Genomic DNA, 26368 nt, shown 5'->3' on the forward strand with positions numbered 1-26368 from the left:
ATTGTGCGAGGTAGGGGCGGGCGACGGCCGCGTAAAGGTTCAGGCGATGACGCGCGTCGCCGCCGCCTCGAGCTGCCCGGCCAGCGTCGGCACGCCATCCCCCTTGCTAAGTAAGCGATGCCGTTCGACCGGGCCGGGAAGGCGCCATGCGCCGGTGCGCGTGGCGTCGAAGCCGAAGAAGCGGCCATAATATTCGGGATCGCCGATCAGCATCAGGGCGGTGTCGCGGCCCGTCTCGTTCGCGGCGCGCAGGGCGTGCGTCATCAGCATGCGGCCGATGCCGTCGCGCTGCCGTTCCGGCGCGACCGCGACCGGGCCGATCATCACCATCGGGTGGACGGTGCCGTCGTCGGCGGACAGCTGGACGGGCCAGCATTGGATCGTCCCGACGAGCGCGCCATCATCGACCGCCGCGAAGCTGAGCGCGGCGATCGGCGCGCTCGCGCCGCGCACAGTATAGGCGGTGCGCGCGTGCCGATCGGGGCCGAAGGCGCGGTCGAGCAGCGCCTCGACCTCGGCGGCATCGATGGTGCCGAGCGGCACGAAGGCGATCATGGCGTGGCTCTCCTGGGGCGGCATCCGCACGAAACGGACGCGCGCGCATGACGTCCGCCGCGGGCGAAGGCAAGTGGAATGACGTCCGCGGCAGCGCGGCGGCTCACCCCCATTGCCGCCGATCCCGCCCGCGCCTAGGGGCGGCGCCATGCAAGACACGCTTCAACTGGAAGTCCACGACCTCGAGGTCCAGGTGCTCACCGGCATCTATTCGGAAGAAACGCACCTGCCGCAGCCGCTGCGCATCTCGATCACGGTCGATCTCGTCTGTCAGGACCATTTCGCGCCCGATACGCCTTTGTCGGCGTCGAAGAATTATCTCGATCTCAAGAATGCCGCGACGCAGGCGCTGCCGCCCGGCGTGCATTTCACGCTGGTCGAGGCGGTCGCCGACCATATCTGCGAAACGCTGCTGATCGGAGATGCGCGCGTGCTCCGCGTCGAGGTGAAGATCGTCAAACTCGCGATTGCGGAGGCGGGCGAGGCGATCGGGATCAGGCTGGTGCGCCACCGCCGCTGAGCGTCGCGCCGGGATCGGTGCGGATACGCCCGCACGGGCCGAGCCTGGCAAGCACGAATGCATAATCCTCGCGCGCGGTGGCGGCGTTGGTCGCATCGAGCGAGGCGGTGCTGTGCGCAGGCAGCGCCGGCGGCAGGCTGCAGGCGAGGCGATACCACAATAGAGTGTCGCGCGCCGGCGGCGCGGCTGCCTCGTCGACGATCTCCGACAGGGCGACCGCCCAGCGCGGCTGTTCGCCCGGCCGGCGCAGGATCGACAAGGATACCGGCGCGCCATTCGCGGTCGTCAGGAAGACCTGCGTCTCGCCCTCGCCGGGCAGCGCGCCGGGGACGTGGAAGGCGTTGCCGACGCCGGTGATGACCGGCGGCGCGTCGGGTGCGACGAGGTCGCGTGCGATCTGGCGGATGCGCTGGTCGTCCGCGGCGTTCCAGGCGCGCTGCCCGTCGAGCGCGACGAGTTGCACCTGGCCCGGTGTCGACGGCACGGGCTTCGCGAACACCAGCACGCGCGCTTTCTTCAATCGGGGCAACGCGCCGTCGGCGGCTGGCGCGGCGTCGAACAGATAGCCGATGCGCGGCGGCAGGCCGTCGGCTCCGCGGACGAGCGCGGTTACGTCCGCCTCGACGTAGAAACGCGTCCGACCCGGCGCGACGCCGGCCGCCTCGGCGCCCTTCAGCCGGGTTGCCGAGCGGATCGTCGCGTCCGCGATGACGGGTGAGACGGTGATAAGATCGACCAGGTCGGCATAAGGCGTCGCGCCGACGCCGGTTTCGACGGGCCGATTCGCTGGCGCCAAATCCTGCGCGCGAATCATGGCGGAATTGGGGAGCACGATCAGCGCGAGGCCGAGCGGGGCGGTCATGCGAAAAGCCGGATTCATGCTGCTTTCCCTAGCGATGGCGCCCTGAACGATACAGAAATAAAAGTGTCGCGAGACGATTGTACGTTTGTTGCGTCCGACAAAGCGTTTGCGTGTACGATGGCGTGGCGATAGGACTAGGCCACTGCATTGCGCGGCGACAGCCGCGGCAGGGGTCGCGTGCGTTCTCCCCCCGGGGCGTCCGCGAACCGAGAATTAGGGAGTGTCGTTGCTGAATGGCCTATGCTGACCAGAAGATGTCCGGTGGCAGGGTGGTCGCGATCGTCATCGTCGCGCTGATCCATGCTGCACTGGGCTATGCCTTCGTCACTGGTCTTGCGACCAATTTCGTGAAGAAGGCCCAAGAAAAGCTTAACACGTTCGACGTCGAGGAGCCGCCGCCCCCGCCGCCGGACGAACCGCCGCCCCCGCCGCCCGACACGCCGATGACGCCGCCTCCGGTCGTCTCGCCGCCGCCGATCGTGCAGAACCCGAATCCGCCGCCCGTCGTCATCGCGACGGTGCCGACGCCGCCGCCGGTCATCAACATGACCCCGATCGCGGCGCCGCCTGCACCGCCCGCGCCGCCGGCCGCGCCGCCGGCCCCGCCGCGCGTCGCATCGCCGGTGAGCGTCCGCGGCAACCAGGGCGACTGGTTCCCGCAGGACAGCTATCCGCCCGCGGCACGTCGTGCCGGTGCGGAAGGCCGCGTCAGCGTGTCGGTGACCGTCGGGACCAACGGCCGCGTCACCGCCTGTTCGGTGACGTCGTCCAGCGGCAACTCTGATCTCGATACGGCGACCTGCAACCTCGCCAAGCGTAACGGCCGCTTCAACCCGGCCAAGGATGCGAGCGGCAACGCGATCGAATCCACCTACGCGCTGCGCGGCGTGCGCTGGCAGCTCGAGAACGAATGATCTTTGCGGCGGCCGGGCGTGCCCGGCCGCCGATCTACTAATCGAACGAGAGGGATTAACTCACAATGCTCACCACCATCCTCGCGGCGGGCGGCACCGCGGCCGCCGAGAACCAGTTCGGTCTGCAGCAGGCGCTCAAGGAAGGCGGCCTGATCTCGCAGTCGGTGTTCTCGATCCTGGTCCTGATGTCGGTCGTCTCCTTCTACATCCTGTTCTCGAAGCTGTTCGAGCAGCAGAAGATCCTCAACCAGGCGAAGCGCGTCCGCCAGGGCTTCTGGCAGTCGAACAGCCTGAAGGAAGGCTCGGCCAAGCTCGAGAAGAACTCGGCCTACAAGCAGCTCGTCGACGACGGCTTGGCCGCGCAGGAGCAGCATGCCAAGCTGACCGATCCGGTCGAGGCGCACGACTGGCTGCACGGTTCGCTCGCCCGTTCGGAAGCGGCGATCAACTCGAAGCTGGGCGGTGGCCTGGCCTTCCTCGCGACGGTCGGCGCGACCGCGCCGTTCATCGGTCTGTTCGGCACCGTGGTCGGCATCTACCGCGCGCTGATCAAGATCGGCGCGTCGGGCGATCCCTCGATCGACAAGGTCGCCGGCCCGGTCGGTGAGGCGCTCATCATGACCGCGCTCGGCCTCGTCGTCGCGGTTCCGGCCGTGCTCGCCTACAACTGGCTGCAGCGTCGCAACAAGTCGATTGCTGAAGACCTGTCGGCCTTCTCGAACGACGTGCTGGGCTTCCTCGCCTCTAACGGCGCGGTGAAGCCGTCGATCGCCGGTGCGGCGCCGAAGGCTCCGGTCAAGCCGGCCGCGGCGACGACGACCGCCGGTCAGGCGGGTGGCGTGCAGACCCGTCCGTAATGCGGACCATGGGGGCGGGACGGTGTTCGCGCCGTCCCACTTCCCGGCCGGCGTGTCAGGCACCGGCCAGATTGAATGGATAGGATGGATCGCGCATGGCGATGAGTGCTGGCGGGGGCGACCCCGAAAAACCGATGTCGGACATCAACACCACGCCCCTCGTGGACGTGATGCTGGTGCTCCTCATCATCTTCCTGATCGCGGTTCCGGTGGCGATCCAGACCGTCAAGGGCATCAAGCTGCCCCAGGTCCGGTTCGACCCCACGGTGACCAAGCCCGAGAACGTATCCCTCTCGGTCACGACCAAGCCGGACGGCAGCTGCGCCGTTTACTGGGGCACGTCGCCGGTCAGCAGCAAGGAGCTGCTCGATCGTGCGGTCGCCAAACTGAAGCTCGAGATCGACCGTCAGGGCGGCCCCGGCAACCCGGCGCTCGAACTGCCGGAAGCGCATATCCGCGGTGACGTGAACACGCCGTACAAGTGCATCGGCGGCACGATCTACACGATGCAGCAGGCGGGCTTCGCGCGCGTCGGCTTCATCTCCCAGCCCCCCGCCGGCGGCGCGGGCTGACGGCCAGGACTGGAGTAAGCCCCTATGGCAATGAGTGGTGGCCGCGACGACGGCGAGCCGATGATGGAAATGAACACGACGCCGTTGATCGACGTCATGCTCGTGCTCCTCATCATGTTCATCATTACCCTTCCGATCCCGACCCATGCGGTCAAGGTCGACCTGCCGGTCAACGACCCGCGGCAGCAGAAGCCGCCCGTCGACCCGCAGAAGAACAAGATCACGATCGATGCCGCTGGCACCGTATCGTGGAACGGCACGCCGGTGGATCTGGTCACGCTGCGTCAGTATCTGGACGTTGCGGCGAACATGAACCCGGAGCCGGAACTCCACTTCCAGCCCGACCCGACGGCCAAGTACGAAAAGGTCGACGAGACGCTGGCGGTGATCAAGCGGTCGAACGTGACCAAGCTCGGCTTCATCGGCAACGAGCAGTATCGCAACGACTTCTGATCCCATCATTCGATGAGATTCCTGCGGCGGCCCCTGATGGGGTCGCCTTTTTTTGCGCCCTCGACCCTCTCAGATGGACTGCTTGCGGGCGATGGAACGGCGATGGGCTGGCCTTTCAAGCCTCAACCATTGGGCACGGGCGGAAGGCGAGCGACCGGACGGACGAGCGGGGTTGCCGTCGATGGCACAGGGCCTGCAATCGCGCTGATTCCGGCGGGCTGATATCATCGATGGGAGAACGTGGGCCAAGCGCTTGGCAACAAGCGGGGCGGCCGCGCGCGGGATCCGGGCGAACCGGCGCATCCTCCTGCCGGCCCCCTGACCCGGGCGGAAACCCGAGCGCGGCCGGTCTTCGGGTACTTCCGCCGCTCTGTCGCGGTCATCGCGCACCGATCTCCAGAGCCTGGCGGCGGAGGATATGATCCTGCTATCGTGCGCCGCGGCCGCCCACGCTCTTGATGGCGACGGACAGCGGGCTGAAACCCTTTCCTGCCGCGAGGGGCGGCGCGGCGCTTCGAAGGGTATCCGAGCGTAATGCCCTAGAGGCGGGGCAGGGTGACGCCGCGCTGCCCCATATATTTACCGGCACGGTCGGCATAGCTGACTTCGCACGGTTCGTTGCCCTTCAGGAACAGGAACTGACACGCGCCCTCGTTTGCGTAGATTTTGGCGGGGAGCGGCGTCGTATTCGAGAATTCGAGCGTGACATGACCTTCCCAGCCGGGCTCGAGCGGGGTGACGTTGACGATGATGCCGCAGCGCGCATAGGTCGACTTGCCGAGGCAGATGACGAGCACGTCGCGCGGCACGCGGAAATATTCCACCGTCCGCGCCAGCGCGAAACTGTTGGGCGGGATGATGCACACGTCGGTCTTGCGATCGACGAAGCTGTTCGACGCGAAATCCTTCGGATCGACCAACGCATTGTCGACATTCGTGAAAATCTTGAATTCGTCCGCGACCCGCGCATCATAGCCATAGGAAGACAGGCCGTAGCTGATGCAGCCGTCGCGGCGTTGCGCCTCGACGAACGGCTCGATCATCCCCTGCGTCTCGGCAGCCTCGCGGATCCAGCGGTCGGACAGGATGGACATCGGGCGGTTCCTCTGGACGCAAGCGCGCCTTCCATTGCCGGATTGGGCGCGAAGGGCAAGCCGCTACCCCGGCGGCGCGGCCTTGACCGCAGCGGCTTTACCGACGGGCCGACGGGCGAAAGCGGCCGTCCGGCCAATGCCACGCGGGATCGAAGGGCCAGCCGATCGGACGCGCGTCGATCGCATCGAGGATCGGCTTCATCGGCGCGGCGTAGATCAGTCCGGCATTGCCTTCGACCCACAGGTCCGCCGCGCCGTCGATAGGGTTGAGATCGGTGCAGTAACCGCTGACGACGCCGACGACGTGCACCGTGTCGTCGCCGGGGCGTAGCGCCAATACGGGGCCCCCCGAAAAGCCGGGATTGTTGCGGCCGTCCAGCACGGCAGGCTGGGCTTGACGCCAGCCTGGACGACGCCTGCGACGATCGCCGTCTTGACGAGCGGCAGCGCCAGATCGGGACGAATGTAGGGATAGCCCACGAAATAGACGTCCTGGGCGATGCCGAATCCGCCCCGTGCGGCGCGACCTGCTCGTCGTAGGCGAGGACGAGATAGTCGCTTTCGGGTGCAAAATGTCGTGGGCCGCCCGACGATCGTCGTCGCCACATCATGTCAGGCATCGACCAGCTACAGGCGCACAGCCGTCACCGCATCGCCATGCGGCGCGAGATGGTTGGCCGTGACGCGATATTGTCGCGCGTCCACCGTCAACGCAAAACAGCTGCCCTTCCGGCCACCCCGGTCGATCGGCGTCTTCGCCATCAACCGGTCGAGTGTCGGGAGCTTGGCGGGTCAGCCGATGCCGAGGTCCGCAGGGCCGAACGCGGCGGGCAGCAGCTCCGACAGGCGATAGCTCGCGATGGCATCGCCCTCCGCCGCGCCGCAGTGGACCGCCAGATCGCGCCCGCCGAGCTGCGCCGCCTCGTTCAGCACCTGCCGGCAGCGGCCGCACGGGCTGACCGGCGTCATGCCGGTCGCGTTGCCCTCCGCGTCCATCGCGCCGCCGATCACGCCGACCGCGACCACCTCGCGCAGGCGGCCGGCGGCACTCGCGGTCGCGATCGCCACCGTTTCCGCGCACAGCGATAGGCCATAGCTGGCGTTTTCGACGTTCGCGCCGGTGACGATACTGCCGTCGGTCATCAGCAGCGCGGCGCCGACGGCGAAGCGCGAATAGGGGGCGTGGGCATGACGCGCGGCGATGCGCGCTGCTGCGATCAGGCCGGTCGCCTCGCCATCGGAAAAATCGGTCATTGAGCCACTACGTCCCAGTTTACGGAGCCGTCGATGCCGTCGATGCGGCGGATGTCGCTGGCACGCCATATCCGCCACGGCCGCTCGGCATAATCGGGGGAAAGCAGATTGCCGGTTGCCCAGACGGGCCGGTCGATCGCGGCGCTGATGCGATACGCGCGCTCGACCGGCTTCGCGATGCGCAGCAGCACGGGTTTGCGCACGTGCGTCTCGACCATTTTGACGAACCGGCTCAGCTCCGCGATCATCACCGCGCGATCGGGACGGTCCGTGCAATCGTCGCGAAAGGCGATGTCGATCGCTGGCGGCAACGCGTCGTCGGTGCGCGGTACGAAGGCGTTGAACGTATCCGCCTGATCTTTCGCCGGCGCGCAGAGCGAATAGAGGTGCACCGCGCCGCGACGCAGACCCGCTTCGGGCAGCGCCGCCCAGTTCGCCTCGAACGCCAGGTCGCGATGACGCGCGCCGACGGTCGCGACGAGATAGGCGAAATCGGCGCCGCGCGCACGCACGATGCTCCATTCGACGGGTCGCGGATTTTCGCCGAGATCGACGCCCTGCAACGGATAGCGCGCGGTGGATGGATGCCAGCCGGTGGCATAGCTCCACCCGGCGATGCCGATCGCGCCGGCGACGATCATCGCGGCCGCGGACTTGAGGAGGGAATGGCGCATCAGCCGCGCAGATGCAGGACGCAGATCAGCGTGAACAGACGCCGTGCGGTATCGAAATCGACGTCGATCTTGCCCGCCAGCCGCTCGCGCAGCACCTCGGCGGCATCGTTATGGACGGCGCGGCGCGCCATATCGACGGTTTCGATCTGTTGCGGGGTCGCGGCGCGGATCGCCTGGTAATAGCTGTCGCAGATCGCGAAATAATCCTTGATCGGCCGGCGGAAGCGGCCGAGCGCGAGCACCAGCGTTTCCAGATGCGACCCGTCCTCGCGGTGGATGTGAATGCCCAGCCGCCCTTCGGCCGATTCGAGCCTGATGCGGTAAGGGCCGGCATAACCGTCGGGATGCACGCGCTGGGGCGCGAACCGATTGCCCTCGAGGATGTCGAAGATCGCGATCCGCCGTTCCTGCTCGACATCGGCCGAGCGCCAGCCGATGCTGGTCTCGTCGAGGTCGATGGCGATGATGCGCGGGTCGGGCATCGTCGTCGGATAGAGCGCTTGGCCGCATACGACAATTCCGAGTTTGTCGCGTGCCATGCCGGGGCGGTATGAGGGGGGATGGCGACTCTGGCATTCCCCACTCCGACGGCCGCGGCCGAACCGATGCATCTGCCGCGCAACGTCGAGGCGGAAGCCGCGATGCTGGGCGCGATGATGATCGACAACCGGCTGGCCGACGATCTGGTCGACCGGCTGGAACCGGCCCATTTCTACGAGCCCGTCCACGGCCGCATCTTCGCCGCGATAAAGACGTTGCGATCCAACGATATGCTGGCGACTCCTGTCACGCTGCGTCCGATGTTCGAGGCGGATGAGGGGATGAAGGAGCTGGGCGGACCGGCCTACCTCGCGCAGCTGACCGGATCGGGCGCCGGCCTGATCGGGGCGCGGCAGTTCGCGACGCAGATTTACGATCTGGCGATGCTGCGCGCGCTCGTCAGCGTCGGGCGAACCTTGGTCGAACGCGCGATGGATACCTCCGAAGAGGTCAATCCGCGCGCTCAGATCGAGGCGGCGGAAGAGGAATTGTACAAGGTCGCGGGCGACGGCGGGGTCGAGAATTCGGTCAAGAGCTTCGCGCAGGCGACGACGATGGCGGTCAAGATGGCCGAACGCGCGCTCAATTCGGGCGGCAACCTGTCGGGTGTCACCACCGGGCTCGATTCGGTCAATTCCAAGATCGGCGGCATGCATCATTCCGATCTGATGATTCTCGCCGGCCGTCCGGGCATGGGCAAGACGTCGCTGGCGACCAACATCGCGTTCAACGCGGCGCGGCGTTGGATGCGCGACATGGCCGACGGCATCAGCCCCAGCGAGTCGGTCGGCGCCAAGGTCGCCTTCTTCAGCCTGGAAATGAGCGCGGACCAGCTGGCGACGCGTATCCTTGCCGAGCAATCGGGGATCAGCTCCGAAAACCTGCGCATGGGCAAGATCAGCAAGGCGGAATTCGGCCAGCTCGCCGCCGCCGCCGCCGAGCTGGAGAATCTGCCGTTCTTCATCGACGACACCGGCGGTCTGTCGATCAGCGCGCTCCACACGCGCGTGCGCCGGTTGCAGCGGCGGCACAACAACCAGATCGGCCTCGTCGTCGTCGACTATCTGCAGCTGCTGACCAGCGGCAAGGGCGGCAACGAGAATCGCGTGCAGGAAATCTCCGAGATCAGCCGCGGCCTGAAGACGCTGGCGAAGGACATGAATGTGCCCGTGCTGGCGCTGTCGCAGCTGAGCCGTGCGGTCGAAAGCCGCGAGGACAAGCGTCCGATGCTGTCGGACCTGCGCGAATCGGGCTCGATCGAGCAGGACGCGGACATGGTCTGGTTCGTGTTCCGCGAGGATTATTATACCGCGCAGCGCGAACCCAAGCGCCCGATGGAGGGCGACGATGCCAAGATCTTCGAAGATCACGCGAAATGGGCTGCCGACATGGAAAGAGTATACGGCCTGGCCGAGCTGATCGTCGCCAAGCAACGCCATGGTGCGACGGGCAAGGTTGTATTGAAATTTGACCCGACGATCACGCGCTTCACGGATTATGCGGGATATTGAGGCATAGGGCCGGCGCGGAACCTCTGGCGTCGTCGGGTCGTTTGCGCCCCTGATCATTGCAGGAGGAGCAGACATGCATACGATCCTGAAGCTTGCGACCGCGGTGTCCGCCCTGTCGCTGGCCGCCGGCCCGGCTCTGGCGGAGGGCAAGACGGACCGCGCTCGCGCCGCGATCGCGGAGGCGCGTGGCAAGGTCGAGACGCTCGGCACGCTGAACGCGGCCGGCGAGGTCCCGCGGCTCGTCGCGCAGGCGCAAGCGGCGCTCCGCGCGGCGGAAGACGATTTGAAGGGCAGCCACAAGGAGCAGGCGATCGCCGATGCGCATCGCGCGTCCGAGCTCGCCGATACCGCGATCGGCGTGTCGCAGAAGCAGCAGGCGCAGAGCCAGGCGGTTGATGCTGCAGCCGTCGCCGCGACGTCCGAAGCGGCGGAACGTCAGGTGGCGGACGCCAATGCGCGCGCCGCGGCGGCCGAACAGGCGGCAAACGCGGCGGCCGCCGATGCCGCAGCGGCGCGGGCTGCGGCGGCTGCCGCGACGCCGGCGCCGCAGCCTGTCACGGTGACGACCGAAACGACGAAGGTCGCCGCAACGTCGACCGCGCGCGCCACGACGCCGCGCCGGGTCGTCAAGCGCACGGTGCACCGCACGGCTGCGAAGCGGGTGCCCACGGTTACCGAGAAGACGACGACGACCGTCACGACCAACTGACGCGATCGGCTCTCCTTCCGTGGACCGCGAATCGCCGCTTCGGGCGACGCGCGGTCCATGGGGGATCAGGCGGCGCGCGCGAGCGGCCGGGCGCGTTTGGCGATGTAGAGATTTCCGTCGGCCCGGCGGATTGCGGCGTCGATGTCTTCGTCACCGGGCCGCCATGCGGCGGTCCCATAGCTGATCCGCCACGCCGGGACGCCGGCCGGTGTCTCGCACAGCGTCGCCAGCCTCTTCACGAGCAAGGGGCGTGTAATGGCGTGATCGGGTACGAGCACGACGAATTCATCACCCCCATGCGGATCGCCTGGCCGCCGCGGGCGATGGCGACGCTCGAAAGTCGGGTCGCGTCTGCGCGAGCACCGCATCGCCGCCGGTATGGCCCAAGGTGTCTTTGATCTGCTTGAAATGATCGAGGCCGATGATCGCGACGCCGGTGCCGGGCGTCGCCCAGGCCGCCACATGAGCCGCCAGCCAGGCATGCTTGCGCAACCCCGTCAGCGCGTCGCGATAGCCGCTTTCGCGCAGATGGGCGATTGCTCGCGCGCCGGGCATCGCGAGAACCGATCGCTTGAACCTTGTTTGACGCCCACGCCGTTGCCGGCCGGAAACGGCCCGATGTCAGAAGATCGGGTCCTCGCCCGGCCGCGGCGCGACGTGGATGCCGCATTCGATCTTGTCCCAGCCGCGCCAGCGGCCCGCACGCGGATCCTCGCCCGGACGGACCTTGCTGGTGCACGGCGCGCAGCCGATCGATAGATATCCGTCCGCCTCCAAAGGATGGCGCGGCAGGTCGTGCTCGGCGAAATAGGCGTCGAGCTGCGGCTTCGCCCAGTCGGCAAGCGGATTGATCTTGAGCCTGCCCTGATCCTCCTCGAACCGCGGCAGCGCGGCGCGGGTCCCCGCCTGGAACCCCTTGCGCCCCGAAATCCAGGCGTCGAACGGCTCCAGCGCGCGGGCAAGCGGTTCGACCTTGCGGATCGCGCAACAGCCGTCCGGATCGTACGACCAGCGCAGCCCCTCGGCATCGCGCGCGGCGATCAGCCGCGGGTCCGGCCGCACCACACGCAGGTCGGTCAGCCCGAGCCGTTCAACCAGCGCGTCGCGATAGGCGAGCGTCTCGCCGAACATCTTTTGCGTATTGGTGAAGATGACCGGGATGTCGCGATCGATCGCGGCGACCATGTGGAGCAGCACGGCGGATTCCGCGCCGAACGACGATACCGAAGCGACCCGGCCGGCGAGCATGCCGGTCAGCAGCGTGCGCAGCATCTCCGGTGCCGGGACACCGGCAAATCGCGCCTCCATCGCCGCGGCATTGGCCACCGAAAAAGCGGGCAGGGTGTCGATCCTGTCCCGGTTGCGGGCGGGTTCAGCCATGTCGGTACTTCCATACCGGCGCCGTCGCGTCTGCCGCCGGCTGATACCGATAGGCGTAGCGATCCAGGGCGCGCGCCAACGTCGCCCGATCGATCGGCGCCTCGGGCGCGAAGCTGTCGAAGCCGCACCGGCGCATCAGCGGCAACTGGTCGACGAGCACGTCGCCCGCCGCGCGCAGCTCGCCGGCGTAGCCCGCCTCTCGCAGGATGCGCCCCGCCGAATAGCCGCGCCCGTCGCGAAAGCTGGGGAAGCTCACCTCGACCAGCGCGAGGCGATCGAGGTACGGCAGCAGCGCACGCGCGTCGTCGCCCGCTTCAAGCCGCACCGCAGAGGCATTGCTCTGGCCGAGGAAGGCGTCGAGCGTCACCGCGGGTTCGTCCTGCGCCTCGTCCTCGCGAAAGCGGAGCAAAGCGTCATCCATAGATCGCCTCCTTGAACGGGGCGAAGCCGACCCGGCGATAGGTGTCGAGAAACCGCTCGCCGGCGCGACGTTCGGCGAGGTAGCGGTCGGTGACGCGTTCGATCGCATCGACGACGCCGTCCTCGTCGAAGCCCGGGCCGGTGATCTTGGCGAGGCTGACGTCCTCCGCCCCCGATCCACCGAGCGACAGCTGGTAGTTTTCCGTTCCCTTCCGATCGACGCCCAGGATGCCGATATGGCCGGCGTGATGATGGCCGCAGGCGTTGATGCAGCCGGAAATCTTGAGCTTCAGCTCGCCCAGCTCGCGCTGCCGGTCGCGATCGGCGAAACGCGTCGCGATCTTCTGCGCCAGCGGGATCGAGCGGGCGTTGGCAAGGCTGCAATAATCGAGGCCGGGGCAGGCGATGATATCGGTGATGAGATCGAGGTTTGGTTCGGCAAGGCCTGCCTCGACCAACCGCTCCCACACCGTGCGCAGGTCACGGATCGCGACATGCGGCAGGACGATGTTCTGCGCGTGCGTGACGCGCAATTCGTCGAAGGAATGGGCCTGCGCCAGGTCGGCGAGCAGGTCGATCTGGTCCGCCGACGCGTCGCCAGGGATGCCGCCTGCGGGTTTCAGGCTGACGTTGACGATCGCATAGCCCGGGGCCTTGTGCGCGCGGACGTTCTGGTCGAGCCAGACGGCGAAGTCGGGATCGCTGCGGTCCGCATCGGTCGGCAGGCCCGTTTCGAACGCAGGCGGCGCGAACATCGCCCGGATGCGGTCGAGTTCGGCGACGGGCGGGTCGAGGCCGAGGCCCTTCAGCGCGGCGAACTCCTCCTCCACCTGGCGGCGATATTCGTCCGCGCCGATCTCGTGCAGCAGAATCTTGATCCGCGCCTTGTAGATGTTGTCGCGCCGGCCGTAGCGATTGTAGACCCGTAGACAGGCCTCGAGATAGCTCATCAGCGCGTCTGCCTGCACGAAGTCGCGGATCAGATGGCTGATCATCGGCGTCCGACCCATGCCGCCACCGACGTAGATCTGCGCGCCGACCGCGCCGTCGCGTTCGACCAGCCGGATGCCGATGTCGTGGAGGCGCATCGCGGCGCGATCTTCTTCCGCGGCGATCACCGCGATCTTGAACTTGCGCGGCAGGTAGGTGAATTCGGGGTGGAACGTGCTCCACTGGCGGATCAGTTCCGCCCATGGCCGCGGATCGGCGATCTCATCCCCGCTCGCCCCGGCATATTGGTCGGCGGAGATGTTGCGGATGCAATTGCCGCTGGTCTGGATCGCGTGCATCTCGACCGTCGCCAGTTCGGCGAGGATGTCGGGCGCGTCGGCCAGCTTGATCCAGTTGAACTGGATGTTCTGGCGCGTGGTGAAATGGCCGTAGCCGCGATCGTAGGTGCGCGCGATATGGCTCAGCATCCGCATCTGCCGGCTGTCGAGCGTGCCATAGGGGACGGCGACGCGCAGCATATAGGCGTGGAGCTGCAGATAGAGGCCGTTCATCAGCCTGAGCGGCTTGAACTGGTCCTCCGTCAGCTGGCCCGACAGGCGGCGTTCCACCTGGTCGCGGAATTCGTCGACGCGGGCGTCGACGATGCTCTGGTCGTATTCGTCGTAACGGTACATGTCGGTCTTCCTAATTCCTCCCCGCTGCGCGGGGAGGGGGACCAGCCGCAGGCTGGTGGAGGGGCAGCCAAGCAGTGCGAGGTCTGGGGCTACCCCTCCACCACCGGCTTCGCCGGCGGTCCCCCTCCCCGCATGGCGGGGAGGATCGGTGCGTCAGATCACCCAATTCCCCGCGTGCGGATCGGCGGGCTTGAGCGTCAGGTCGGGACGGACGGTGGGGCCGAGCGCGCGGATGCGATCCTTGATGTGTGCCGGGCGCGGTCCGTCGGGCGTCGGGATCGCGTCGATCAGATAGGGAGCGTTGACGCGCCGCGCGCCTTCCTCCGCGCGCAGGATCGCCTCGCCGGCGGCGCCGACGTCGACCGCCTCCTCGACATGGCGCGACCAGCCCTCGCCGCTCCACCAGACGACGTCGCCGCTGGCAAGGTCGTTGCCCGTCAGCAGCCTCATGCCGCCATACCCTCCGCGACACGCGCCCAGCGGGCGAGCTTGTCCTCGGCATCCGAAAGCTCGACGACCTCGCCGACGACGATGATCGCGGGGCTCTTCACCGCCTCGCGCGTCACCATCGGGCCGAGATCGGCGAGCAGGGTGCGCAGCGCGCGGCTGCCCACTAGCGTGCCGCGTTCCAGCACCGCGACGGGCATGTCCGGGGCGACGCCGTCCGCCATCAGTTTGTCGGCGATCTCGCCCGCGGTGGCGACGCCCATATAGATGACGAGCGTGCGTCCCTGTCCCGCGAGCCCGGCCCAGTCCTGTTCGGACAGCCCCTTGCACTGGCCCGCGACGAAGCTGACCGCGCTGCTGTGATCGCGGTGCGTCAGCGGCAGCATCGCCTCCGCCGCGCAACCGAGCGCGGCGGAAACGCCCGGGATCACCTCGACGGGCAGGCCCGCGGCGCGCACCGCCTCCACCTCCTCGCCGCCGCGCCCGAAGATGAACGGGTCGCCGCCCTTCAGCCGCACGACCACGCTGCCGGTCTTCACATGCGCAACGATCAGCGCGTTGATCGCCTCCTGTGGTAACGTATGCCGCGCGCGGCTTTTCGCGACCGAAATGCACTGCGCATCCGGCGGCGCGAGGTCGAGCACGCGCGGATCGATCAGCCCGTCGTGGACGACGACGTCGGCGCGCTTCAGCGCCTCCACCGCGCGTACCGTCAGCAACCCGGGATCGCCCGGTCCTGCGCCGACGAGGATGACGCGCCCACGGGCGCCCGGATCGAGAAGCGTAGCCATGGTACGAGACATGCGTCCGCCGCCCTGCTCCGGCAACCGAGCGATGCTTGGGCCGCGGGAAGCGAAGCTATCTTATCCGTCGCGCAGGCCGATGCCGATGTTGGCGCGCGCCGAATCCGCCTCGTTGCTGACCACCGGATAGGCGCAATAATCGGCGGCGTAATAAGCGCTGGGCCGATGGTTGCCCGACCAGCCGATGCCGCCGAACGGCGCGGCGGAACTGGCGCCGTTGGTCGGCCGGTTCCAGTTGACGATGCCCGCGCGAATGTTCGCCCAGAACCGGTCGTACAGCGCGGGCGTCTGGCTGATCAGCGACGCGGACAGGCCGTAGCGCGTGTTGTTCGCCTCCGCGATCGCCTGGTCGAAATCGTCGGCGCGGATCACTTGCAGGATCGGGCCGAACAGCTCGACATCGGGCCGTTCCGCCATCTGCGTCGTGTCGATCAGCGCGGGCATCAGGAACGGCCGGTCGTCCGACAATCGCTCGAGATGCCGGATCGGCCGCCCGCCGCGCATCATCAGTTCGAGGAAGCTTTCGGTCAGCATGTCGGCGGTCTGGTTGTCGATCACCGGGCCCATGAACGGTTGCGGATCGTCGAACGGGCTGCCGACGATCAGGCGGCCGATCATCTGATTGATCGTGTCGACCAGCGGGTCGTACAATCTGGTGTCGACGATCAGCCGGCGGCCCGCGGTGCAGCGCTGGCCCGCGGTGGTGAAGGCGGACTGGATCACCAGCACCGCGGCGGCGTGCAGATCGGGCGTGTCCCACACGACGATCGGATTGTTGCCGCCCATCTCCAGCGCCAGGATCTTTTCGGGCTTGGTGGCAAAGGCGCGGTTGAGTGCGATGCCCGTGCGCGCCGATCCGGTGAAGAGCAGGCCGTCGATGTCGGGATGCTCGGCGAGCGCCTTGCCCTCCGCCGGGCCGCCGATCACGACGCGCGCGCAGCCTTCGGGCACGCCGGCGGCGCGATAGCAGTCGATCAGGAACGCGCCCGTCGCGGGGGTCTTTTCGGATGGCTTGAACACCACGGCGTTGCCCGCGAGCAGGGCGGGGACGATGTGGCCGTTGGGCAGATGCGCGGGGAAATTATACGGACCCAGCACCGCGAGCACACCGTGCGGCTTGTGGCGTAGCGCCATGCGGCTGCCCATCGGCGAGTCGAGCCGGCGCTGCGCGGTGCGTTCGGCATAGGCGGTGACCGAGATGTCGACCTTGGCGATGACGGTATCGACCTCGGTTCGCGCCTCCCACAATGGCTTGCCGGTTTCGCGCGCGAGCAATTCGCTGAACGCGTCGTGGCGCTGGCGCACGACATTGGCGAAGCGGCGCATCGTCTCGATCCGCACGGCGAGCGGTTGCGCCGCCCATTGCGCCCAGCCGCCGCGCGCCGCGGCCACTTCCGCATCGACGTCGCCGACCGGCGCGCGCCACAATTCGGCGCCCGTCGCGGGTTCGTGGGAAATGATCTCGGCCATGTCGCCCCTCTCGCTCAAGCGCTGCGGGTTAGGGGAAGGCCGGGATGGCGGCAAGACGCCGTCATGCTAGAGCAGCCCCCATCTCCCGAATGGCGGCGACCTTGGCGTGGAGGCGTGACCAGTCGTCGTCCGCCGCGATCGGCGCCCAGATCGCCTCGACCTCGTCGATCAGCATCGAACAGGGTTCGCCGTGCCAGTAGGGATGGTCGCGATCCTTGCGCGGCGTGTACGGATCGAGCAGCCGGCGCAGCTCGTCGAAAGCGTCCGGATAGTCGGCGGGCACGTGACCGCCGAACCAGTCGAAAAAGAAGCGGTCGATCGGCGTGTCGGTGGCGCGCGGTACCCGCTCGACGGCCTGTACGACCGCGTGGTCGCGGCGGTCGTCGAACCTCCGGATTCCCAGCCGCCAGAACATCGCCTCCCGGATCCCCGCCTGATAGCGCGGCGCGAACGTCTGCAGCGTCTCGATCAGCGGATCGCTCTCCGCCACCAGCCGCAGCGACGCGGCGAGCTGCATCACGTCCCAATGGATCGCTTCCGGCTGGCGGCCGAAGGCGTAGAGGCCGGCGTGGTCGAAATAAGCGGCGGTGAATGCGGGGTCCCAGGTCGGCGCGAACCTCCACGGGCCATAATCGAAGCTCTCGCCGGTGACGTTGATATTGTCCGAATTGAGCACGCCATGGACGAAGCCCGCGGCCATGTAGCGTGCGGCGAGCGTCGCGGTGCGCTCCACGACCAGATCGAGCAGCCGGACGGGATCATCGCCGTCCTCGCCATAGAGTTGGCGCAGCACATAGCCGACGAGCGCGCGCATCCCGGCCTCGTCCTGATGATAGGCGAGCCGCTGGAACGTGCCGATGCGGATATGGCCATGGCTGAGCCGCACCAGCACCGCGGACCGCGTGGGGGAGGGCTCGTCGCCGCGGACGAGGTCCTCGCCCGTCTCGATTAGCGACAAGGTGCGGCTGGTCGGCACGTTCAGCGCCTCAAGCATCTCGGTGGCGAGGATCTCGCGCACGCCCCCCTTCAGTGTCAGCCGCCCGTCGCCGAAACGGCTGTACGGCGTCTGGCCCGAACCCTTGGTGCCAAGGTCCATCAGCCGGCCCGCGCCGTCGCGCAGCTGCGCGAAGGTGAAGCCGCGGCCGTCGCCGATGTCCGGATTGTACTGGCGGAACTGGTGCCCGTGATATCGCAGCGCGAGCGGCTGTGGCAGCGTGCCGGGCAGTGGGGCGAACCGCCCGAAATGCCGCGTCCATTCCGCGTCGCTCAGCGTATCGAGCCCGACCTCCGCCGCCGCCGCGTCATTGCGGAAACGCAGCGTCGTCGCGGGAAAATCGGCGGCGTCGACGGGGTCCCAGAACGTATCGCCGAGATCGAGCAGCGCGGTCTCGGGACGGTAGGCTTGCGGGTTCGCGGGCATGCGTGGATATGGAGGCCGCCACTCCTGGGACGCAAGGCATGAGCGCATATGAAAACTGCTACTGGATGTCGGCGGACGGGCTGAAGCTGCATTATCGTCGCTATCCCGGCGACGACGGCCGGCCGCCGATCCTGTGCCTGCCCGGGCTGACGCGCAATGCGCGCGACTATGACGCCTTCGCCGCACGGCTGGCGGGGCGGTGGCGCGTGCTCGCGCTCGATTTCCGCGGCCGGGGACGCAGCGAATATGCGAAGGATCCGATGACCTACGTTCCCGCGACCTATGTCGCGGACGTGCAGGCCTTGCTGGCGGAGCAGGGGATCGACCGCTTCGTCGCGGTCGGCACGTCGCTGGGCGGGATCGTGACGATGCTGCTGGCGGCCGCGGGGGCGGACATTGCCGCCGCGCTGATCAACGATGTCGGGCCGGAGATCGACCCCGCGGGCATCGCGCGCATCCGCGGCTATGTCGGCAAGGGCAGCAGCTGCCCGACGTGGATGCACGCGGCGCGTGCCGTCGCCGATTCGAACGCCGACGTCTATCCGGATTTCAAGATCGAGGACTGGCTGGCAATGGCGAAGCGGCTCTACCGGCTGACCAGCGGCGGCCGGATCGTGCCCGATTACGATCTGAAGATCGCCGAACCGTTTCGCGTCCCCGGCAACGAGCAGGGGCCCGACATGTGGGGCGCCTTGTCCGCCCTGCGCGCGGTGCCGACGCTGATCGTGCGCGGCGGTCGCTCCGACGTGCTCGCGGCGCCCGTCGCCGAGCGGATGGTGCAGGCGCTCGACCGCGCCGACCTGGTGACGCTGCCCCGTGTCGGCCACGCGCCGACGCTCAGCGAGGAGCCGCTGCGCGCGCCGATCGACCGCTGGCTGGAGCAGGCGGCGTAGACAGCGTCTTATCGGGTTGATACACCCGGTGATGCAACGACACGGGGGTGCGTGATGACGGGCGATGGCGCGCCGGACGCGGCGATCGCGGCGGCGGTCGAACCGGATGGTGCGCCGCGGATCGCGGTGCTCGACATGCTGCGCGGCGTGGCGATCCTCGGCATCCTGTTCATGAACATCAACGACATGGGCGGATCGATCACCGCGTCGGGCGGCGACGTGCGCCATCTGGGCTGGACGCCGGCGGACCAGATCGCCTGGCTGCTGCGCGAGGTGCTGGCGGACGGCACCGCGCGATGCCTGCTCGAAATGCTGTTCGGCGCCGGAATGCTGATCCTCACCGACCGTATCGCGCGCGGAGCGGAGGGACGGTGGGCGGTGCTGCGCCGCTACGGCTGGCGCAATCTGGTGCTCTGGGTGTTCGGCATCGCGCACATGTTCGTACTGATGTGGCCCGGCGATATCCTCCATACCTATGCGGTGGCGGCGATGGTCGCCTGCTGCTTCCGCGCGCTGCGCCCGCGATGGCTGCTGACGATCGGCCTTGTGATGACCGCGCTCAACCTGTTCGGAGGCGGCATCGGCATCCTCTACACGCAGGCGAGCAACGCCAAGCGCCCCGTGCTGGAGCGAAAACTGGCCGCGCACCAGACGCTGACGAAAGCGGAGACGAAGATGCTCGCCGACATCCGCAAGGCGGATGCGAACCGCGCCAAGATGAAGGCGGAGCAGCAGCGCAAGATCACGGATGAGGACGCTTACGGCCGCGGCAGCCGCGCGCAATGGGTGCGCGGCCAGTGGCGCATGAACCTCGAACGGCTGGGTCCGATGGAATTGGGCGCGATCTGGGAAGCGGCCTCGGTGATGCTCATAGGCGCGGCCTTGTTCAAGCTCGGCATCCTGCAGGGGCGACGGACGCGGCGTTTCTATCTGGCGCTGACCGCGGTCGGCTGGGGCGTTGGCGGCGGACTGCGACTGGCCACGGCGCTGGCGGTGATGCGCTTCGACGGCCAGCCGCATATCGGCTGGGCGACGTACGAGGGCGCGCGCATTCTGATGACGATCGGGCATCTCGGCGCGATCAACCTGCTTGCCGGCACGATGTTGATGCGCCCGTTCGTCGCGGCGGGGCGGACCGCGCTGACGCTCTACGTCTGCCAGACGATGCTCGTGTCCTGGCTGATCTTCTCGCCGTTCGGCTTCGGCCTATACGGGCAGATGGGCTGGGCGGGGATGATGGCGCTGTCGATAGCGGTCGACGTCGTCCTGCTGATCGTCGCGAACGTGTATCTGCGCTATTTCCGCATCGCGCCGGTCGAATGGGCGTGGCGATCGATCGTCGAGCGGCGGCGGCTGCCGTTCCGGCATCGCGCGTCGGCTGTGGCAACGGCGGCGCTGGCGTGAGCGCGCCGCGCTGACTAAAGGCGCTTCCCATGTCGCGGCCCGTCAGCATCCTGCACCTGCATTCCAGTTTCGATCTGGGCGGCAAGGAAGCGCGCGCGGTGCGGCTGATGAACGCGTTCGGCGATGCCGCGCGGCACACGATCGTATCGGGCGTTCCCGACCAGCTCGGCGCGCGCGCCGCGATCGGCAAGGGCATCCGCTACGAAATCGCGCAGGATGCGCCGTCGCTGACGGGGCGCCCCTCCGTTGCGCGCTACGAGGCGCTGGCGCGGTTCATGCGGCGGTTCGACCTGGTGCTCACCTACAATTGGGGCGCGGTCGACGGCGTGATGGCGCGCCGCGTGTTTGGGAAGGGCATGCCGCCGCTTGTTCATCACGAGGACGGCTTCAATGCCGATGAGGCGACGGGGCTGAAGGTCGAACGCAACATGTACCGCCGCCTCGCGCTGCCCGCCGCCGCGGCGCTGGTCGTGCCGTCCTTTGTCCTCGAAGACATCGCCCGCCGCATCTGGAAGCAGCCGGCGACGCGCGTCCACCGCATCGCCAACGGCATCCCCACCGCGCTCTATGCGGGCAAGCCCGATCCGAAGGCGATTCCCGGCTTCGTCCCTAACGGCAAAGAAGTGGTGATCGGCGCGCTCGCCGGCCTGCGCGCGGTCAAGGACCTGCCGCTGCTGGTGCGCGCATGCGGCGGGCTGGCGGGGCGCATCCGACTGGTGATCGTCGGCGAGGGGCCTGAGCGGGAGGCGATCGCCGCAGCGGCGCGTCAGATGGGCATGGCGGACGCGCTCGTCCTGCCCGGCTTCCTCGACCGGCCGTATCGCTTCATCGGCCATTTCGACATTCTCGCCATTTCGTCGAAGAGCGAGCAGCAGCCGATCAGCGTCATCGAGGCGATGGCCGCCGGCCTTCCTGTCGCAAGCCTGCCGGTCGGCGATGTCGCGCGCATGGTGGCGCCCGAAAACGCACCGTTCATCGCCGCCGAGTCGGACGAAGTGCGGCTGCGTAACGCGCTCCAGCCCCTCGTCGCCGATGCTGCGCTGCGGCGCTCGGTCGGTCTCGCCAATCAGGCGAAGGCGCGCGCGGCGTTCGACGAGGCGGTAATGATCGCACAATACAAGCAGTTATACGAACGTGTTCTCGGCCGTGAGGGTGCGCTCGGTTGATCACGCGCTTGCTGCGTCGCAGCGGCGCAAATGATTGAATTTCAGCGAAAATCTGCTATGGTTCGTGATGGCCGGGCACCCCCGGGACGACACGAGGGCCCGGCTCCTTTTGGAGAGGACGGGCCATGCATACGATCAAGCATGTGGGGGAATATGGCGTCGTCGCGCTGGCTGGCGCGGCGTTGATGGTCGCGGCGACCGCGCTCGCCAAGATCGCCGCCGACGGGGTGATCCTGATCGGCGAGGCGATCCTGCGCTGAGCGATCGGGAGCGGCGTTCCTGCCGGGCCAGGGCGATGCGCCGCGCTTCCGGCTGCGGCTTTCCCGCCACGGTAGCGCAATTTCTTCGCATCCACGGAACCTTTGCGATATAGGCTCGCAGATTGTTTCCTGAGAGGTGCCGTTTCCCGTGTTCAAGGGCCTGAAGCCGATCGTCTACAATGGCCGCGAAGTATGGCCGCTCGTCGAAGGTGGAAAAGGGGTCGCAGCGACCAACCACGCATCGGCCGGGGCATGGGCCGCGGCCGGCGGGATCGGCACGGTATCGGCGGTTAACGCCGACAGCTACGATCCCGATGGCAAGATCATTCCGCAAATCTACCGCGCGCTGACCCGGCGTGAACGACACGAGGAACTGATCGAATATGCGATCGAGGGCGCCGTGCAACAGGTGCGCCGCGCGTTCGACATCGCGGGTGGCAAGGGCGCGATCAACATCAACGTCCTGTGGGAAATGGGCGGCGCGCAGCGCGTGCTGCACGGCGTGCTCGAACGGACCAAGGGTCTCGTCTCGGGCGTCACCTGCGGCGCCGGCATGCCGTACAAGCTGTCGGAGATCGCGGCGTCCTATCAGGTCAGCTATCTGCCGATCGTCTCGTCCGGCCGCGCCTTCCGCGCCTTGTGGAAGCGCGCCTATTCGAAGGCGGCGGAATGGCTGGCGGCGGTGGTCTATGAGGACCCGTGGCTCGCCGGCGGACACAATGGCCTGTCGAACGCGGAAGATCCGCTGAAGCCGCAGGACCCGTATCCCCGCGTCAAGGAACTGCGCGAGACGATGCGCGAGGGCGGCATCCCCGATACGACGCCGATCGTGATGGCGGGCGGCGTCTGGTATTTGCGCGACTGGAACGACTGGATCGACAATCCCGAACTCGGCACGATCGCCTTCCAATACGGCACGCGTCCGCTGCTGACTCAGGAAAGTCCGATCCCCGATGCGTGGAAGGCGCAGCTGACGCAGATCGAGGAGGGCGGGGTGCTGCTCCACCGCTTCAGCCCGACCGGTTTCTATTCGTCGGCCGTGCGCAACCCGTTCCTGCGCAGCCTCGAGGCGCGCTCGGAACGCCAGATCGCCTTCTCGACGCAGGAGGCGGGCGACCACGTCTTCCAGCTCGACGTCGGCGTGAAGGGCAAGAACTTCTGGGTGACGCGCGGCGATCTGTTGCGCGCGCGCGAATGGTTCGGGGCGGGCTTCACCACGGCGCTGAAGACGCCCGACAACACGCTCGTCTTTGTCACGCCCGAAGAGGCGAAGGAAATCCGCAAGGACCAGGCTGATTGCATGGGCTGCCTGTCGCAATGCCTGTTCTCGAGCTGGGCGGATACCGAGACCAACTCGACCGGCCGCCTCGCCGATCCGCGCAGCTTCTGCATCCAGAAGACGCTGCAGGACATCGCGCACGGCGGCGACGTCGACAACAACCTGATGTTCGCGGGCCACGCCGCCTATAACTTCAAGCGTGATCCCTTCTATTCGAACGGGTTCGTGCCGACGGTGAAGCAGCTGGTCGACCGTATCCTGACGGGCGATTGACCCCTACGCTGGCCAGCACGCTGGCGGCCGTTGCGAAAGCGATGGCCCCGGCGACGCGGCCGTGGTGGGTGATCGGCAGCGCAGCGGTGGCGCTGCATGACGTCGCTGCGGGGGAGGTGCGGGACGTCGACGTCCTCATCGATCCGGTCGACGTCACCGCCCTGTTTGGCGAACTGAGCATCGCGCCGATCACGCTGGCGCCCGATCCGTTGTTCCGGTCCGATGTCTTCGCACGCTGGACCGGGGCCGGCCTGCCCGTCGAATTCATGGCGGGATTTTCGGTCGCGACGGTTGATGGCTGGTCGGCGGTTCGGCCTGTCACACGCCAGGCCATCGCCCTCGGGGCAGCGACGGTCTACACACCGGATCGCGCGGAACTGATCGCCCTGCTGCGCCGGTTCGGCAGGCCGAAGGACCTGAGGCGCGCCGCGGCGCTGGAGGGGCGGAAGACGGGTTGAGGCTCTCGTCTTCCGCCCCGCGCGCGCATTAGGCGACATTGCCGCAGGTCGCCCCCCGCGACACCTGCACCGGACGTGATCGACATGACGAACGCCCTGTCGCTTCCCCGGTAGCTGCGAATGTCGCAGCGCAGCGAACGGTTCCGCGGCGTAAAGATTTGTCGCGAGCGGCAGGGGCGCCGGCCGTCAGGCCCAGCCGTCGAGCACCTGATCGGGCGGACGATGTCCATCGGCCCACATGCGGATGTTCTGGATGACGCGCTCGCCGGACGCCTGCCGCCCCTCGTAGGTGGCGGAGCCCATATGCGGGGTCATCACCACGTTGGGCAGCGCGAGCAGCCGGGGGTCGATCGTGGGCTCGTGCTCCCACACGTCCAGCCCCGCGCCCGCCAGATGCCCCGCCTCCAGCGCCTCGACCAGCGCATGTTCGTCGAGGATGCCGCCGCGCGAGGTGTTGATGACGTAGACGTGCCGTCGCATCAGCGCGATGCGACGGCGATCGATCAGGTCGCGGCTGTCGTCGTTGAGCGGCGTGTGGATCGACACGATGTCCGCCGCGCGCAGCATGTCGTCGAGATCGGCATGGAACGTCGCGCCCAGCTCCGCCTCCACTACTGCGGGCAGGCGGTGGCGATTGTGATAGAGGATCGACAGGCCGAACGCGCGCGCCCGCCGCGCCACCGCCTGTCCGATGCGGCCCATTCCGACGATGCCCAGCGTCTTGCCGCCGATGCGATGGCCCAGCATGCCGCCGGGGCTCCAGCCGTGCCACTCGCCCGACCGGACCAGCTTCTCGCCTTCCGCCAGGCGGCGCGGCACCGACAGGATCAGCGCCATCGCCATGTCGGCGGTATCCTCGGTCAGGACGCCCGGCGTGTTGGTGACGATGATGCCGCGCGCGCGCGCCGCCTTCAGTGCGATATGGTTCACGCCCGCGCCGTAATTGGCGATCAGCTTCAGCCGCGGCCCCGCCTGTTCGATCAGCGCGGCGTCGATATCGTCGGTGACGGTCGGTACCAGCACGTCGCAATCCGCCATCGCGGTGGCGAGCTGATCGCGCGACATCTTGGCGTCGCCGCGGTTGTTCGTCGTGTCGAACAACGCCTCCAGCCGCGCCATCACGCCCTCCGCCAGTTCGCGGGTCACGACAACCTTGGGATTGGGGCAGCGGCGGGTATCGGTCATCGCCGCCATGGTTGGCGGAGGGGAGCGGCGGCGTCAACGGATGGTTGAAGCCGCGGCGCGGCGCGCTATGCAGGCGGCCTACAGGGAAAAGGACAGGGATGATGCGCCTTCTCGCTCTTGCCGCCGCGGCGCTGGCGATGGTCGCCGCCGATACCGGCGTGCATGCCGCCGACACGAAGAAGGCGCCGCCGTTCTTCGGCTCGATCGCCGCGGGGCGGGCGCGGATGCGCACCGGGCCGGGGCGTACCTATCCCGCCAACTGGCTGTACCAGCGCGCCGACCTGCCCGTGCGTGTCGTCGCGGTGTTCAAGGAATGGCGCAAGGTCGAGGATCCCGACGGCGCGCAGGGGTGGATTCTCGCCGCCCTCATCAGCGAGCGGCGCACCGCAATCGTCCGCGGCAGCCAGCCAATCGAGATGCGCGAACGCCCGTCGCCCGGCGCGCGGCTGATGTGGCGCGCGGAGCCGGGCGTCGTCGGTCGCCTCAGCCAGTGCAGCGGCGGCTGGTGCCGCTTCGACGTGAAGGGCCAGGCCGCCTATGTCGAAACGCGCGACCTGTGGGGCGTCGATCCGGGCGAGAGCCTGCCCTGATCGTCACGCTGCGGCGCGCGCGATGTCGCCCGCTTTCCGGCGCACCGCCAATCCCGCGATCGCGACGAACACGAACCACACGGCGAAGATCAGGCCGCCGACGAGGCCGAAGAAGCCGAGCGTGTGCGCAAGCGATGCCTGGCGCGCGATCACCTGCCCCCAGTCGACCAGCGAATGCGACGGATCTCGCGGGTCGTAACGGATCGGGACGACGCCGTTCTGCCGGGCGTAGTTATACGCGGGCCCAGGATCGTGCGGCGTGTTGCCGAGGCGGGCGAACCCCTCGACCGAGCGATGCGCGCCCACCGGCGTGAAGCGATATTCGGCTTCGATCGTGCAGCGATGCGCCTTGGTGCATTCGGTATCGAACATGCGGACCAACTGCGCGCGCACCGGGATGCCGCGCGCCATCAGGTCCTCCGCCACGCGATGATCCCGCCACGCGGAATGGCCGAAGAAGACGAGCGGCATCTCCAGTGCCAGCAGCATCATGACCGCCAGCGTCGCGCCGGCATGCCGCGACAGCGTGCGGCTTCGCCGCAGCACCGTCAGCCCGCCATAAATGATGCTGACCATCGTCATGCACAGCAACATCACCGGCACGGTACGGCCGTGAAGCAAGACGTCGCGCACGCTTTCCCTGCCGATCAGCAATTCGGGCAACGCCATGATTGCCGACAGCGCGACGGTGGCCGCCATCATCCCCAGATACATCCGCAGCGGCGATGGCGACGTCCCGGTCGTGGTCGAAACGGTGTCAGGCATCATCGCTCCCGGCCC

At 67.9% G+C, this 26368-nt stretch carries 32 protein-coding genes; 14 read left to right on the forward strand and 18 right to left on the reverse strand.

Features of this window, described 5'->3' with window-relative positions:
- Positions 1–39: 39 nt before the first annotated feature.
- Positions 40–555, reverse strand: a complete 516-nt coding sequence (locus DM480_RS13105; RefSeq protein WP_115379687.1) for a GNAT family N-acetyltransferase — start codon at positions 553–555, stop codon at positions 40–42.
- Between the two features lie 148 nt (positions 556–703).
- On the opposite strand from DM480_RS13105, the gene DM480_RS13110 reads away from it, so the two are divergent.
- Entirely contained in the window at positions 704–1075 is a 372-nt protein-coding gene (locus tag DM480_RS13110) for a dihydroneopterin aldolase (protein ID WP_115379689.1), read from the forward strand.
- On the opposite strand, the gene DM480_RS13115 is transcribed toward DM480_RS13110, so the two are convergent.
- A complete protein-coding gene (locus tag DM480_RS13115) occupies positions 1050–1955 on the reverse strand; it encodes a hypothetical protein (protein ID WP_232834000.1) in 906 nt (301 codons plus the stop codon). The genes DM480_RS13110 and DM480_RS13115 overlap by 26 nt on opposite strands.
- A 215-nt stretch (positions 1956–2170) precedes the next feature.
- Between DM480_RS13115 and DM480_RS13120 the strand changes: the two genes are divergently transcribed.
- The 4 genes from DM480_RS13120 to DM480_RS13135 all read left to right on the forward strand — a co-directional run bounded on the left by DM480_RS13120 (position 2171) and on the right by DM480_RS13135 (position 4733).
- Positions 2171–2851, forward strand: coding sequence for an energy transducer TonB (locus tag DM480_RS13120; RefSeq protein ID WP_115379691.1), 681 nt, complete (start codon positions 2171–2173; stop codon positions 2849–2851).
- A 65-nt stretch (positions 2852–2916) separates the two neighbouring features.
- Positions 2917–3708, forward strand: coding sequence for a MotA/TolQ/ExbB proton channel family protein (locus tag DM480_RS13125; RefSeq protein ID WP_115379693.1), 792 nt, complete (start codon positions 2917–2919; stop codon positions 3706–3708).
- A 95-nt stretch (positions 3709–3803) separates the two neighbouring features.
- The gene (locus DM480_RS13130; protein WP_115379695.1) at positions 3804–4280 is read left to right on the forward strand and encodes an ExbD/TolR family protein; all 477 of its coding nucleotides are present in this window, start codon (positions 3804–3806) and stop codon (positions 4278–4280) included.
- Between the two features lie 24 nt (positions 4281–4304).
- Positions 4305–4733 carry an ExbD/TolR family protein gene (locus DM480_RS13135; RefSeq protein WP_198665834.1) on the forward strand — a complete coding sequence of 143 codons (429 nt, stop codon included), beginning with the start codon at positions 4305–4307 and terminating at the stop codon, positions 4731–4733.
- A 539-nt stretch (positions 4734–5272) separates the two neighbouring features.
- On the opposite strand, the gene dcd is transcribed toward DM480_RS13135, so the two are convergent.
- The 5 genes from dcd to DM480_RS13160 all read right to left on the reverse strand — a co-directional run bounded on the left by dcd (position 5273) and on the right by DM480_RS13160 (position 8237).
- Positions 5273–5827 (reverse strand): dCTP deaminase, encoded by a 555-nt coding sequence (dcd, locus tag DM480_RS13140; RefSeq protein ID WP_115379699.1) that lies wholly within the window; start codon positions 5825–5827, stop codon positions 5273–5275.
- A 97-nt stretch (positions 5828–5924) separates the two neighbouring features.
- Positions 5925–6209 (reverse strand): hypothetical protein, encoded by a 285-nt coding sequence (locus tag DM480_RS13145; protein ID WP_115379701.1) that lies wholly within the window; start codon positions 6207–6209, stop codon positions 5925–5927.
- A gap of 410 nt (positions 6210–6619) precedes the next feature.
- Complete coding sequence (locus DM480_RS13150) at positions 6620–7081, reverse strand: cytidine deaminase (RefSeq protein ID WP_332871306.1); 462 nt, start codon at positions 7079–7081, stop codon at positions 6620–6622.
- The gene (locus DM480_RS13155; RefSeq protein WP_115379705.1) at positions 7078–7755 is read right to left on the reverse strand and encodes a GH25 family lysozyme; all 678 of its coding nucleotides are present in this window, start codon (positions 7753–7755) and stop codon (positions 7078–7080) included. The genes DM480_RS13150 and DM480_RS13155 overlap by 4 nt, the downstream gene beginning before the upstream one ends.
- Complete coding sequence (locus DM480_RS13160) at positions 7755–8237, reverse strand: UPF0262 family protein (protein ID WP_115381322.1); 483 nt, start codon at positions 8235–8237, stop codon at positions 7755–7757. The genes DM480_RS13155 and DM480_RS13160 overlap by 1 nt, the downstream gene beginning before the upstream one ends.
- 78 nt (positions 8238–8315) lie before the next feature.
- Here DM480_RS13160 and DM480_RS13165 point away from each other — a divergent pair, with 78 nt between their 5' ends.
- Together DM480_RS13165 and DM480_RS13170 are read left to right on the forward strand one after the other, a co-directional pair.
- Positions 8316–9806, forward strand: coding sequence for a replicative DNA helicase (locus DM480_RS13165; RefSeq protein WP_115379707.1), 1491 nt, complete (start codon positions 8316–8318; stop codon positions 9804–9806).
- Positions 9807–9879: 73 nt separating this feature from the next.
- Positions 9880–10515, forward strand: a complete 636-nt coding sequence (locus DM480_RS13170) for a hypothetical protein (protein WP_115379709.1) — start codon at positions 9880–9882, stop codon at positions 10513–10515.
- A 65-nt stretch (positions 10516–10580) separates the two neighbouring features.
- Here the strand turns inward: DM480_RS13170 and DM480_RS18125 are convergent, their stop codons facing one another.
- The 9 genes from DM480_RS18125 to DM480_RS13215 form a co-directional block, all read right to left on the reverse strand.
- Positions 10581–10793 carry a hypothetical protein gene (locus DM480_RS18125; RefSeq protein ID WP_157968798.1) on the reverse strand — a complete coding sequence of 71 codons (213 nt, stop codon included), beginning with the start codon at positions 10791–10793 and terminating at the stop codon, positions 10581–10583.
- 10 nt (positions 10794–10803) lie between these two features.
- A complete protein-coding gene (locus DM480_RS13180) occupies positions 10804–11070 on the reverse strand; it encodes a diguanylate cyclase domain-containing protein (RefSeq protein WP_115379713.1) in 267 nt (88 codons plus the stop codon).
- Positions 11071–11136: 66 nt separating this feature from the next.
- Positions 11137–11895 (reverse strand): phosphoadenylyl-sulfate reductase, encoded by a 759-nt coding sequence (locus DM480_RS13185; protein WP_115379715.1) that lies wholly within the window; start codon positions 11893–11895, stop codon positions 11137–11139.
- Complete coding sequence (locus tag DM480_RS13190) at positions 11888–12316, reverse strand: DUF934 domain-containing protein (protein ID WP_115379717.1); 429 nt, start codon at positions 12314–12316, stop codon at positions 11888–11890. Before DM480_RS13190 ends, DM480_RS13185 begins: the two co-directional genes overlap by 8 nt.
- Complete coding sequence (locus DM480_RS13195) at positions 12309–13940, reverse strand: nitrite/sulfite reductase (RefSeq protein ID WP_115379719.1); 1632 nt, start codon at positions 13938–13940, stop codon at positions 12309–12311. Before DM480_RS13195 ends, DM480_RS13190 begins: the two co-directional genes overlap by 8 nt.
- A gap of 153 nt (positions 13941–14093) precedes the next feature.
- Positions 14094–14390 (reverse strand): DUF2849 domain-containing protein, encoded by a 297-nt coding sequence (locus DM480_RS13200; protein ID WP_115379721.1) that lies wholly within the window; start codon positions 14388–14390, stop codon positions 14094–14096.
- Entirely contained in the window at positions 14387–15178 is a 792-nt protein-coding gene (gene cobA / locus DM480_RS13205; protein WP_115379723.1) for a uroporphyrinogen-III C-methyltransferase, read from the reverse strand. The genes DM480_RS13200 and cobA overlap by 4 nt, the downstream gene beginning before the upstream one ends.
- 72 nt (positions 15179–15250) lie before the next feature.
- Positions 15251–16660 (reverse strand): succinylglutamate-semialdehyde dehydrogenase, encoded by a 1410-nt coding sequence (gene astD, locus DM480_RS13210; RefSeq protein ID WP_115379725.1) that lies wholly within the window; start codon positions 16658–16660, stop codon positions 15251–15253.
- Positions 16661–16721: 61 nt separating this feature from the next.
- The gene (locus tag DM480_RS13215) at positions 16722–18080 is read right to left on the reverse strand and encodes a protein adenylyltransferase SelO family protein (RefSeq protein ID WP_115379727.1); all 1359 of its coding nucleotides are present in this window, start codon (positions 18078–18080) and stop codon (positions 16722–16724) included.
- Between the two features lie 38 nt (positions 18081–18118).
- Between DM480_RS13215 and DM480_RS13220 the strand changes: the two genes are divergently transcribed.
- The 6 genes from DM480_RS13220 (at position 18119) to DM480_RS13240 (ending at position 23813) form a co-directional block, all read left to right on the forward strand.
- The gene (locus tag DM480_RS13220; protein ID WP_115379729.1) at positions 18119–18973 is read left to right on the forward strand and encodes an alpha/beta fold hydrolase; all 855 of its coding nucleotides are present in this window, start codon (positions 18119–18121) and stop codon (positions 18971–18973) included.
- Positions 18974–19027: 54 nt separating this feature from the next.
- Positions 19028–20377, forward strand: coding sequence for a DUF418 domain-containing protein (locus DM480_RS13225; protein ID WP_115379732.1), 1350 nt, complete (start codon positions 19028–19030; stop codon positions 20375–20377).
- A gap of 29 nt (positions 20378–20406) precedes the next feature.
- Positions 20407–21543, forward strand: a complete 1137-nt coding sequence (locus DM480_RS13230; protein WP_115379734.1) for a glycosyltransferase — start codon at positions 20407–20409, stop codon at positions 21541–21543.
- 125 nt (positions 21544–21668) lie between these two features.
- Positions 21669–21803 (forward strand): hypothetical protein, encoded by a 135-nt coding sequence (locus DM480_RS18760; RefSeq protein WP_269801928.1) that lies wholly within the window; start codon positions 21669–21671, stop codon positions 21801–21803.
- A gap of 148 nt (positions 21804–21951) precedes the next feature.
- Positions 21952–23355 (forward strand): NAD(P)H-dependent flavin oxidoreductase, encoded by a 1404-nt coding sequence (locus DM480_RS13235; RefSeq protein ID WP_115381324.1) that lies wholly within the window; start codon positions 21952–21954, stop codon positions 23353–23355.
- Positions 23356–23396: 41 nt separating this feature from the next.
- Positions 23397–23813 carry a hypothetical protein gene (locus tag DM480_RS13240; RefSeq protein WP_115381326.1) on the forward strand — a complete coding sequence of 139 codons (417 nt, stop codon included), beginning with the start codon at positions 23397–23399 and terminating at the stop codon, positions 23811–23813.
- Between the two features lie 186 nt (positions 23814–23999).
- On the opposite strand, the gene DM480_RS13245 is transcribed toward DM480_RS13240, so the two are convergent.
- A complete protein-coding gene (locus tag DM480_RS13245) occupies positions 24000–24998 on the reverse strand; it encodes a 2-hydroxyacid dehydrogenase (RefSeq protein WP_115381328.1) in 999 nt (332 codons plus the stop codon).
- A 101-nt stretch (positions 24999–25099) separates the two neighbouring features.
- Here DM480_RS13245 and DM480_RS13250 point away from each other — a divergent pair, with 101 nt between their 5' ends.
- Positions 25100–25588 (forward strand): SH3 domain-containing protein, encoded by a 489-nt coding sequence (locus DM480_RS13250; RefSeq protein WP_115381330.1) that lies wholly within the window; start codon positions 25100–25102, stop codon positions 25586–25588.
- Between the two features lie 3 nt (positions 25589–25591).
- On the opposite strand, the gene DM480_RS13255 is transcribed toward DM480_RS13250, so the two are convergent.
- Positions 25592–26356, reverse strand: a complete 765-nt coding sequence (locus DM480_RS13255; RefSeq protein ID WP_115379736.1) for a DUF3592 domain-containing protein — start codon at positions 26354–26356, stop codon at positions 25592–25594.
- Positions 26357–26368: the final 12 nt, after the last annotated feature.

Origin of the sequence: Sphingomonas sp. FARSPH (genome assembly GCF_003355005.1) — a bacterium.
GTDB lineage: Bacteria > Pseudomonadota > Alphaproteobacteria > Sphingomonadales > Sphingomonadaceae > Sphingomonas.

What these genes read in the sequence shown, in the direction of transcription:
- DM480_RS13220 (WP_115379729.1), top strand. Translation starts at nt 18,119, where the DNA reads ATGAGCGCATATGAAAACTGCTACTGGATGTCGGCGGACGGGCTGAAG.
- DM480_RS13165 (WP_115379707.1), top strand. Translation starts at nt 8,316, where the DNA reads ATGGCGACTCTGGCATTCCCCACTCCGACGGCCGCGGCCGAACCGATG.
- DM480_RS13110 (WP_115379689.1), top strand. Translation starts at nt 704, where the DNA reads ATGCAAGACACGCTTCAACTGGAAGTCCACGACCTCGAGGTCCAGGTG.
- DM480_RS13225 (WP_115379732.1), top strand. Translation starts at nt 19,028, where the DNA reads ATGACGGGCGATGGCGCGCCGGACGCGGCGATCGCGGCGGCGGTCGAA.
- DM480_RS18760 (WP_269801928.1), top strand. Translation starts at nt 21,669, where the DNA reads ATGCATACGATCAAGCATGTGGGGGAATATGGCGTCGTCGCGCTGGCT.
- DM480_RS13105 (WP_115379687.1), bottom strand. Translation starts at nt 555, where the DNA reads ATGATCGCCTTCGTGCCGCTCGGCACCATCGATGCCGCCGAGGTCGAG.
- DM480_RS13245 (WP_115381328.1), bottom strand. Translation starts at nt 24,998, where the DNA reads ATGACCGATACCCGCCGCTGCCCCAATCCCAAGGTTGTCGTGACCCGC.
- DM480_RS13125 (WP_115379693.1), top strand. Translation starts at nt 2,917, where the DNA reads ATGCTCACCACCATCCTCGCGGCGGGCGGCACCGCGGCCGCCGAGAAC.
- DM480_RS13190 (WP_115379717.1), bottom strand. Translation starts at nt 12,316, where the DNA reads ATGGATGACGCTTTGCTCCGCTTTCGCGAGGACGAGGCGCAGGACGAA.
- DM480_RS13200 (WP_115379721.1), bottom strand. Translation starts at nt 14,390, where the DNA reads ATGAGGCTGCTGACGGGCAACGACCTTGCCAGCGGCGACGTCGTCTGG.
- DM480_RS13135 (WP_198665834.1), top strand. Translation starts at nt 4,305, where the DNA reads ATGGCAATGAGTGGTGGCCGCGACGACGGCGAGCCGATGATGGAAATG.
- DM480_RS13170 (WP_115379709.1), top strand. Translation starts at nt 9,880, where the DNA reads ATGCATACGATCCTGAAGCTTGCGACCGCGGTGTCCGCCCTGTCGCTG.
- DM480_RS13160 (WP_115381322.1), bottom strand. Translation starts at nt 8,237, where the DNA reads ATGCCCGACCCGCGCATCATCGCCATCGACCTCGACGAGACCAGCATC.
- DM480_RS13130 (WP_115379695.1), top strand. Translation starts at nt 3,804, where the DNA reads ATGGCGATGAGTGCTGGCGGGGGCGACCCCGAAAAACCGATGTCGGAC.
- astD (WP_115379725.1), bottom strand. Translation starts at nt 16,660, where the DNA reads ATGGCCGAGATCATTTCCCACGAACCCGCGACGGGCGCCGAATTGTGG.
- dcd (WP_115379699.1), bottom strand. Translation starts at nt 5,827, where the DNA reads ATGTCCATCCTGTCCGACCGCTGGATCCGCGAGGCTGCCGAGACGCAG.
- DM480_RS13250 (WP_115381330.1), top strand. Translation starts at nt 25,100, where the DNA reads ATGCGCCTTCTCGCTCTTGCCGCCGCGGCGCTGGCGATGGTCGCCGCC.
- DM480_RS13240 (WP_115381326.1), top strand. Translation starts at nt 23,397, where the DNA reads ATGGCCCCGGCGACGCGGCCGTGGTGGGTGATCGGCAGCGCAGCGGTG.
- DM480_RS13230 (WP_115379734.1), top strand. Translation starts at nt 20,407, where the DNA reads ATGTCGCGGCCCGTCAGCATCCTGCACCTGCATTCCAGTTTCGATCTG.
- DM480_RS13155 (WP_115379705.1), bottom strand. Translation starts at nt 7,755, where the DNA reads ATGCGCCATTCCCTCCTCAAGTCCGCGGCCGCGATGATCGTCGCCGGC.
- DM480_RS13215 (WP_115379727.1), bottom strand. Translation starts at nt 18,080, where the DNA reads ATGCCCGCGAACCCGCAAGCCTACCGTCCCGAGACCGCGCTGCTCGAT.
- DM480_RS13195 (WP_115379719.1), bottom strand. Translation starts at nt 13,940, where the DNA reads ATGTACCGTTACGACGAATACGACCAGAGCATCGTCGACGCCCGCGTC.
- DM480_RS13115 (WP_232834000.1), bottom strand. Translation starts at nt 1,955, where the DNA reads ATGAATCCGGCTTTTCGCATGACCGCCCCGCTCGGCCTCGCGCTGATC.
- DM480_RS13185 (WP_115379715.1), bottom strand. Translation starts at nt 11,895, where the DNA reads ATGGCTGAACCCGCCCGCAACCGGGACAGGATCGACACCCTGCCCGCT.
- DM480_RS13255 (WP_115379736.1), bottom strand. Translation starts at nt 26,356, where the DNA reads ATGATGCCTGACACCGTTTCGACCACGACCGGGACGTCGCCATCGCCG.
- cobA (WP_115379723.1), bottom strand. Translation starts at nt 15,178, where the DNA reads ATGGCTACGCTTCTCGATCCGGGCGCCCGTGGGCGCGTCATCCTCGTC.
- DM480_RS13180 (WP_115379713.1), bottom strand. Translation starts at nt 11,070, where the DNA reads ATGCCCGGCGCGCGAGCAATCGCCCATCTGCGCGAAAGCGGCTATCGC.
- DM480_RS13120 (WP_115379691.1), top strand. Translation starts at nt 2,171, where the DNA reads ATGGCCTATGCTGACCAGAAGATGTCCGGTGGCAGGGTGGTCGCGATC.
- DM480_RS13150 (WP_332871306.1), bottom strand. Translation starts at nt 7,081, where the DNA reads ATGACCGATTTTTCCGATGGCGAGGCGACCGGCCTGATCGCAGCAGCG.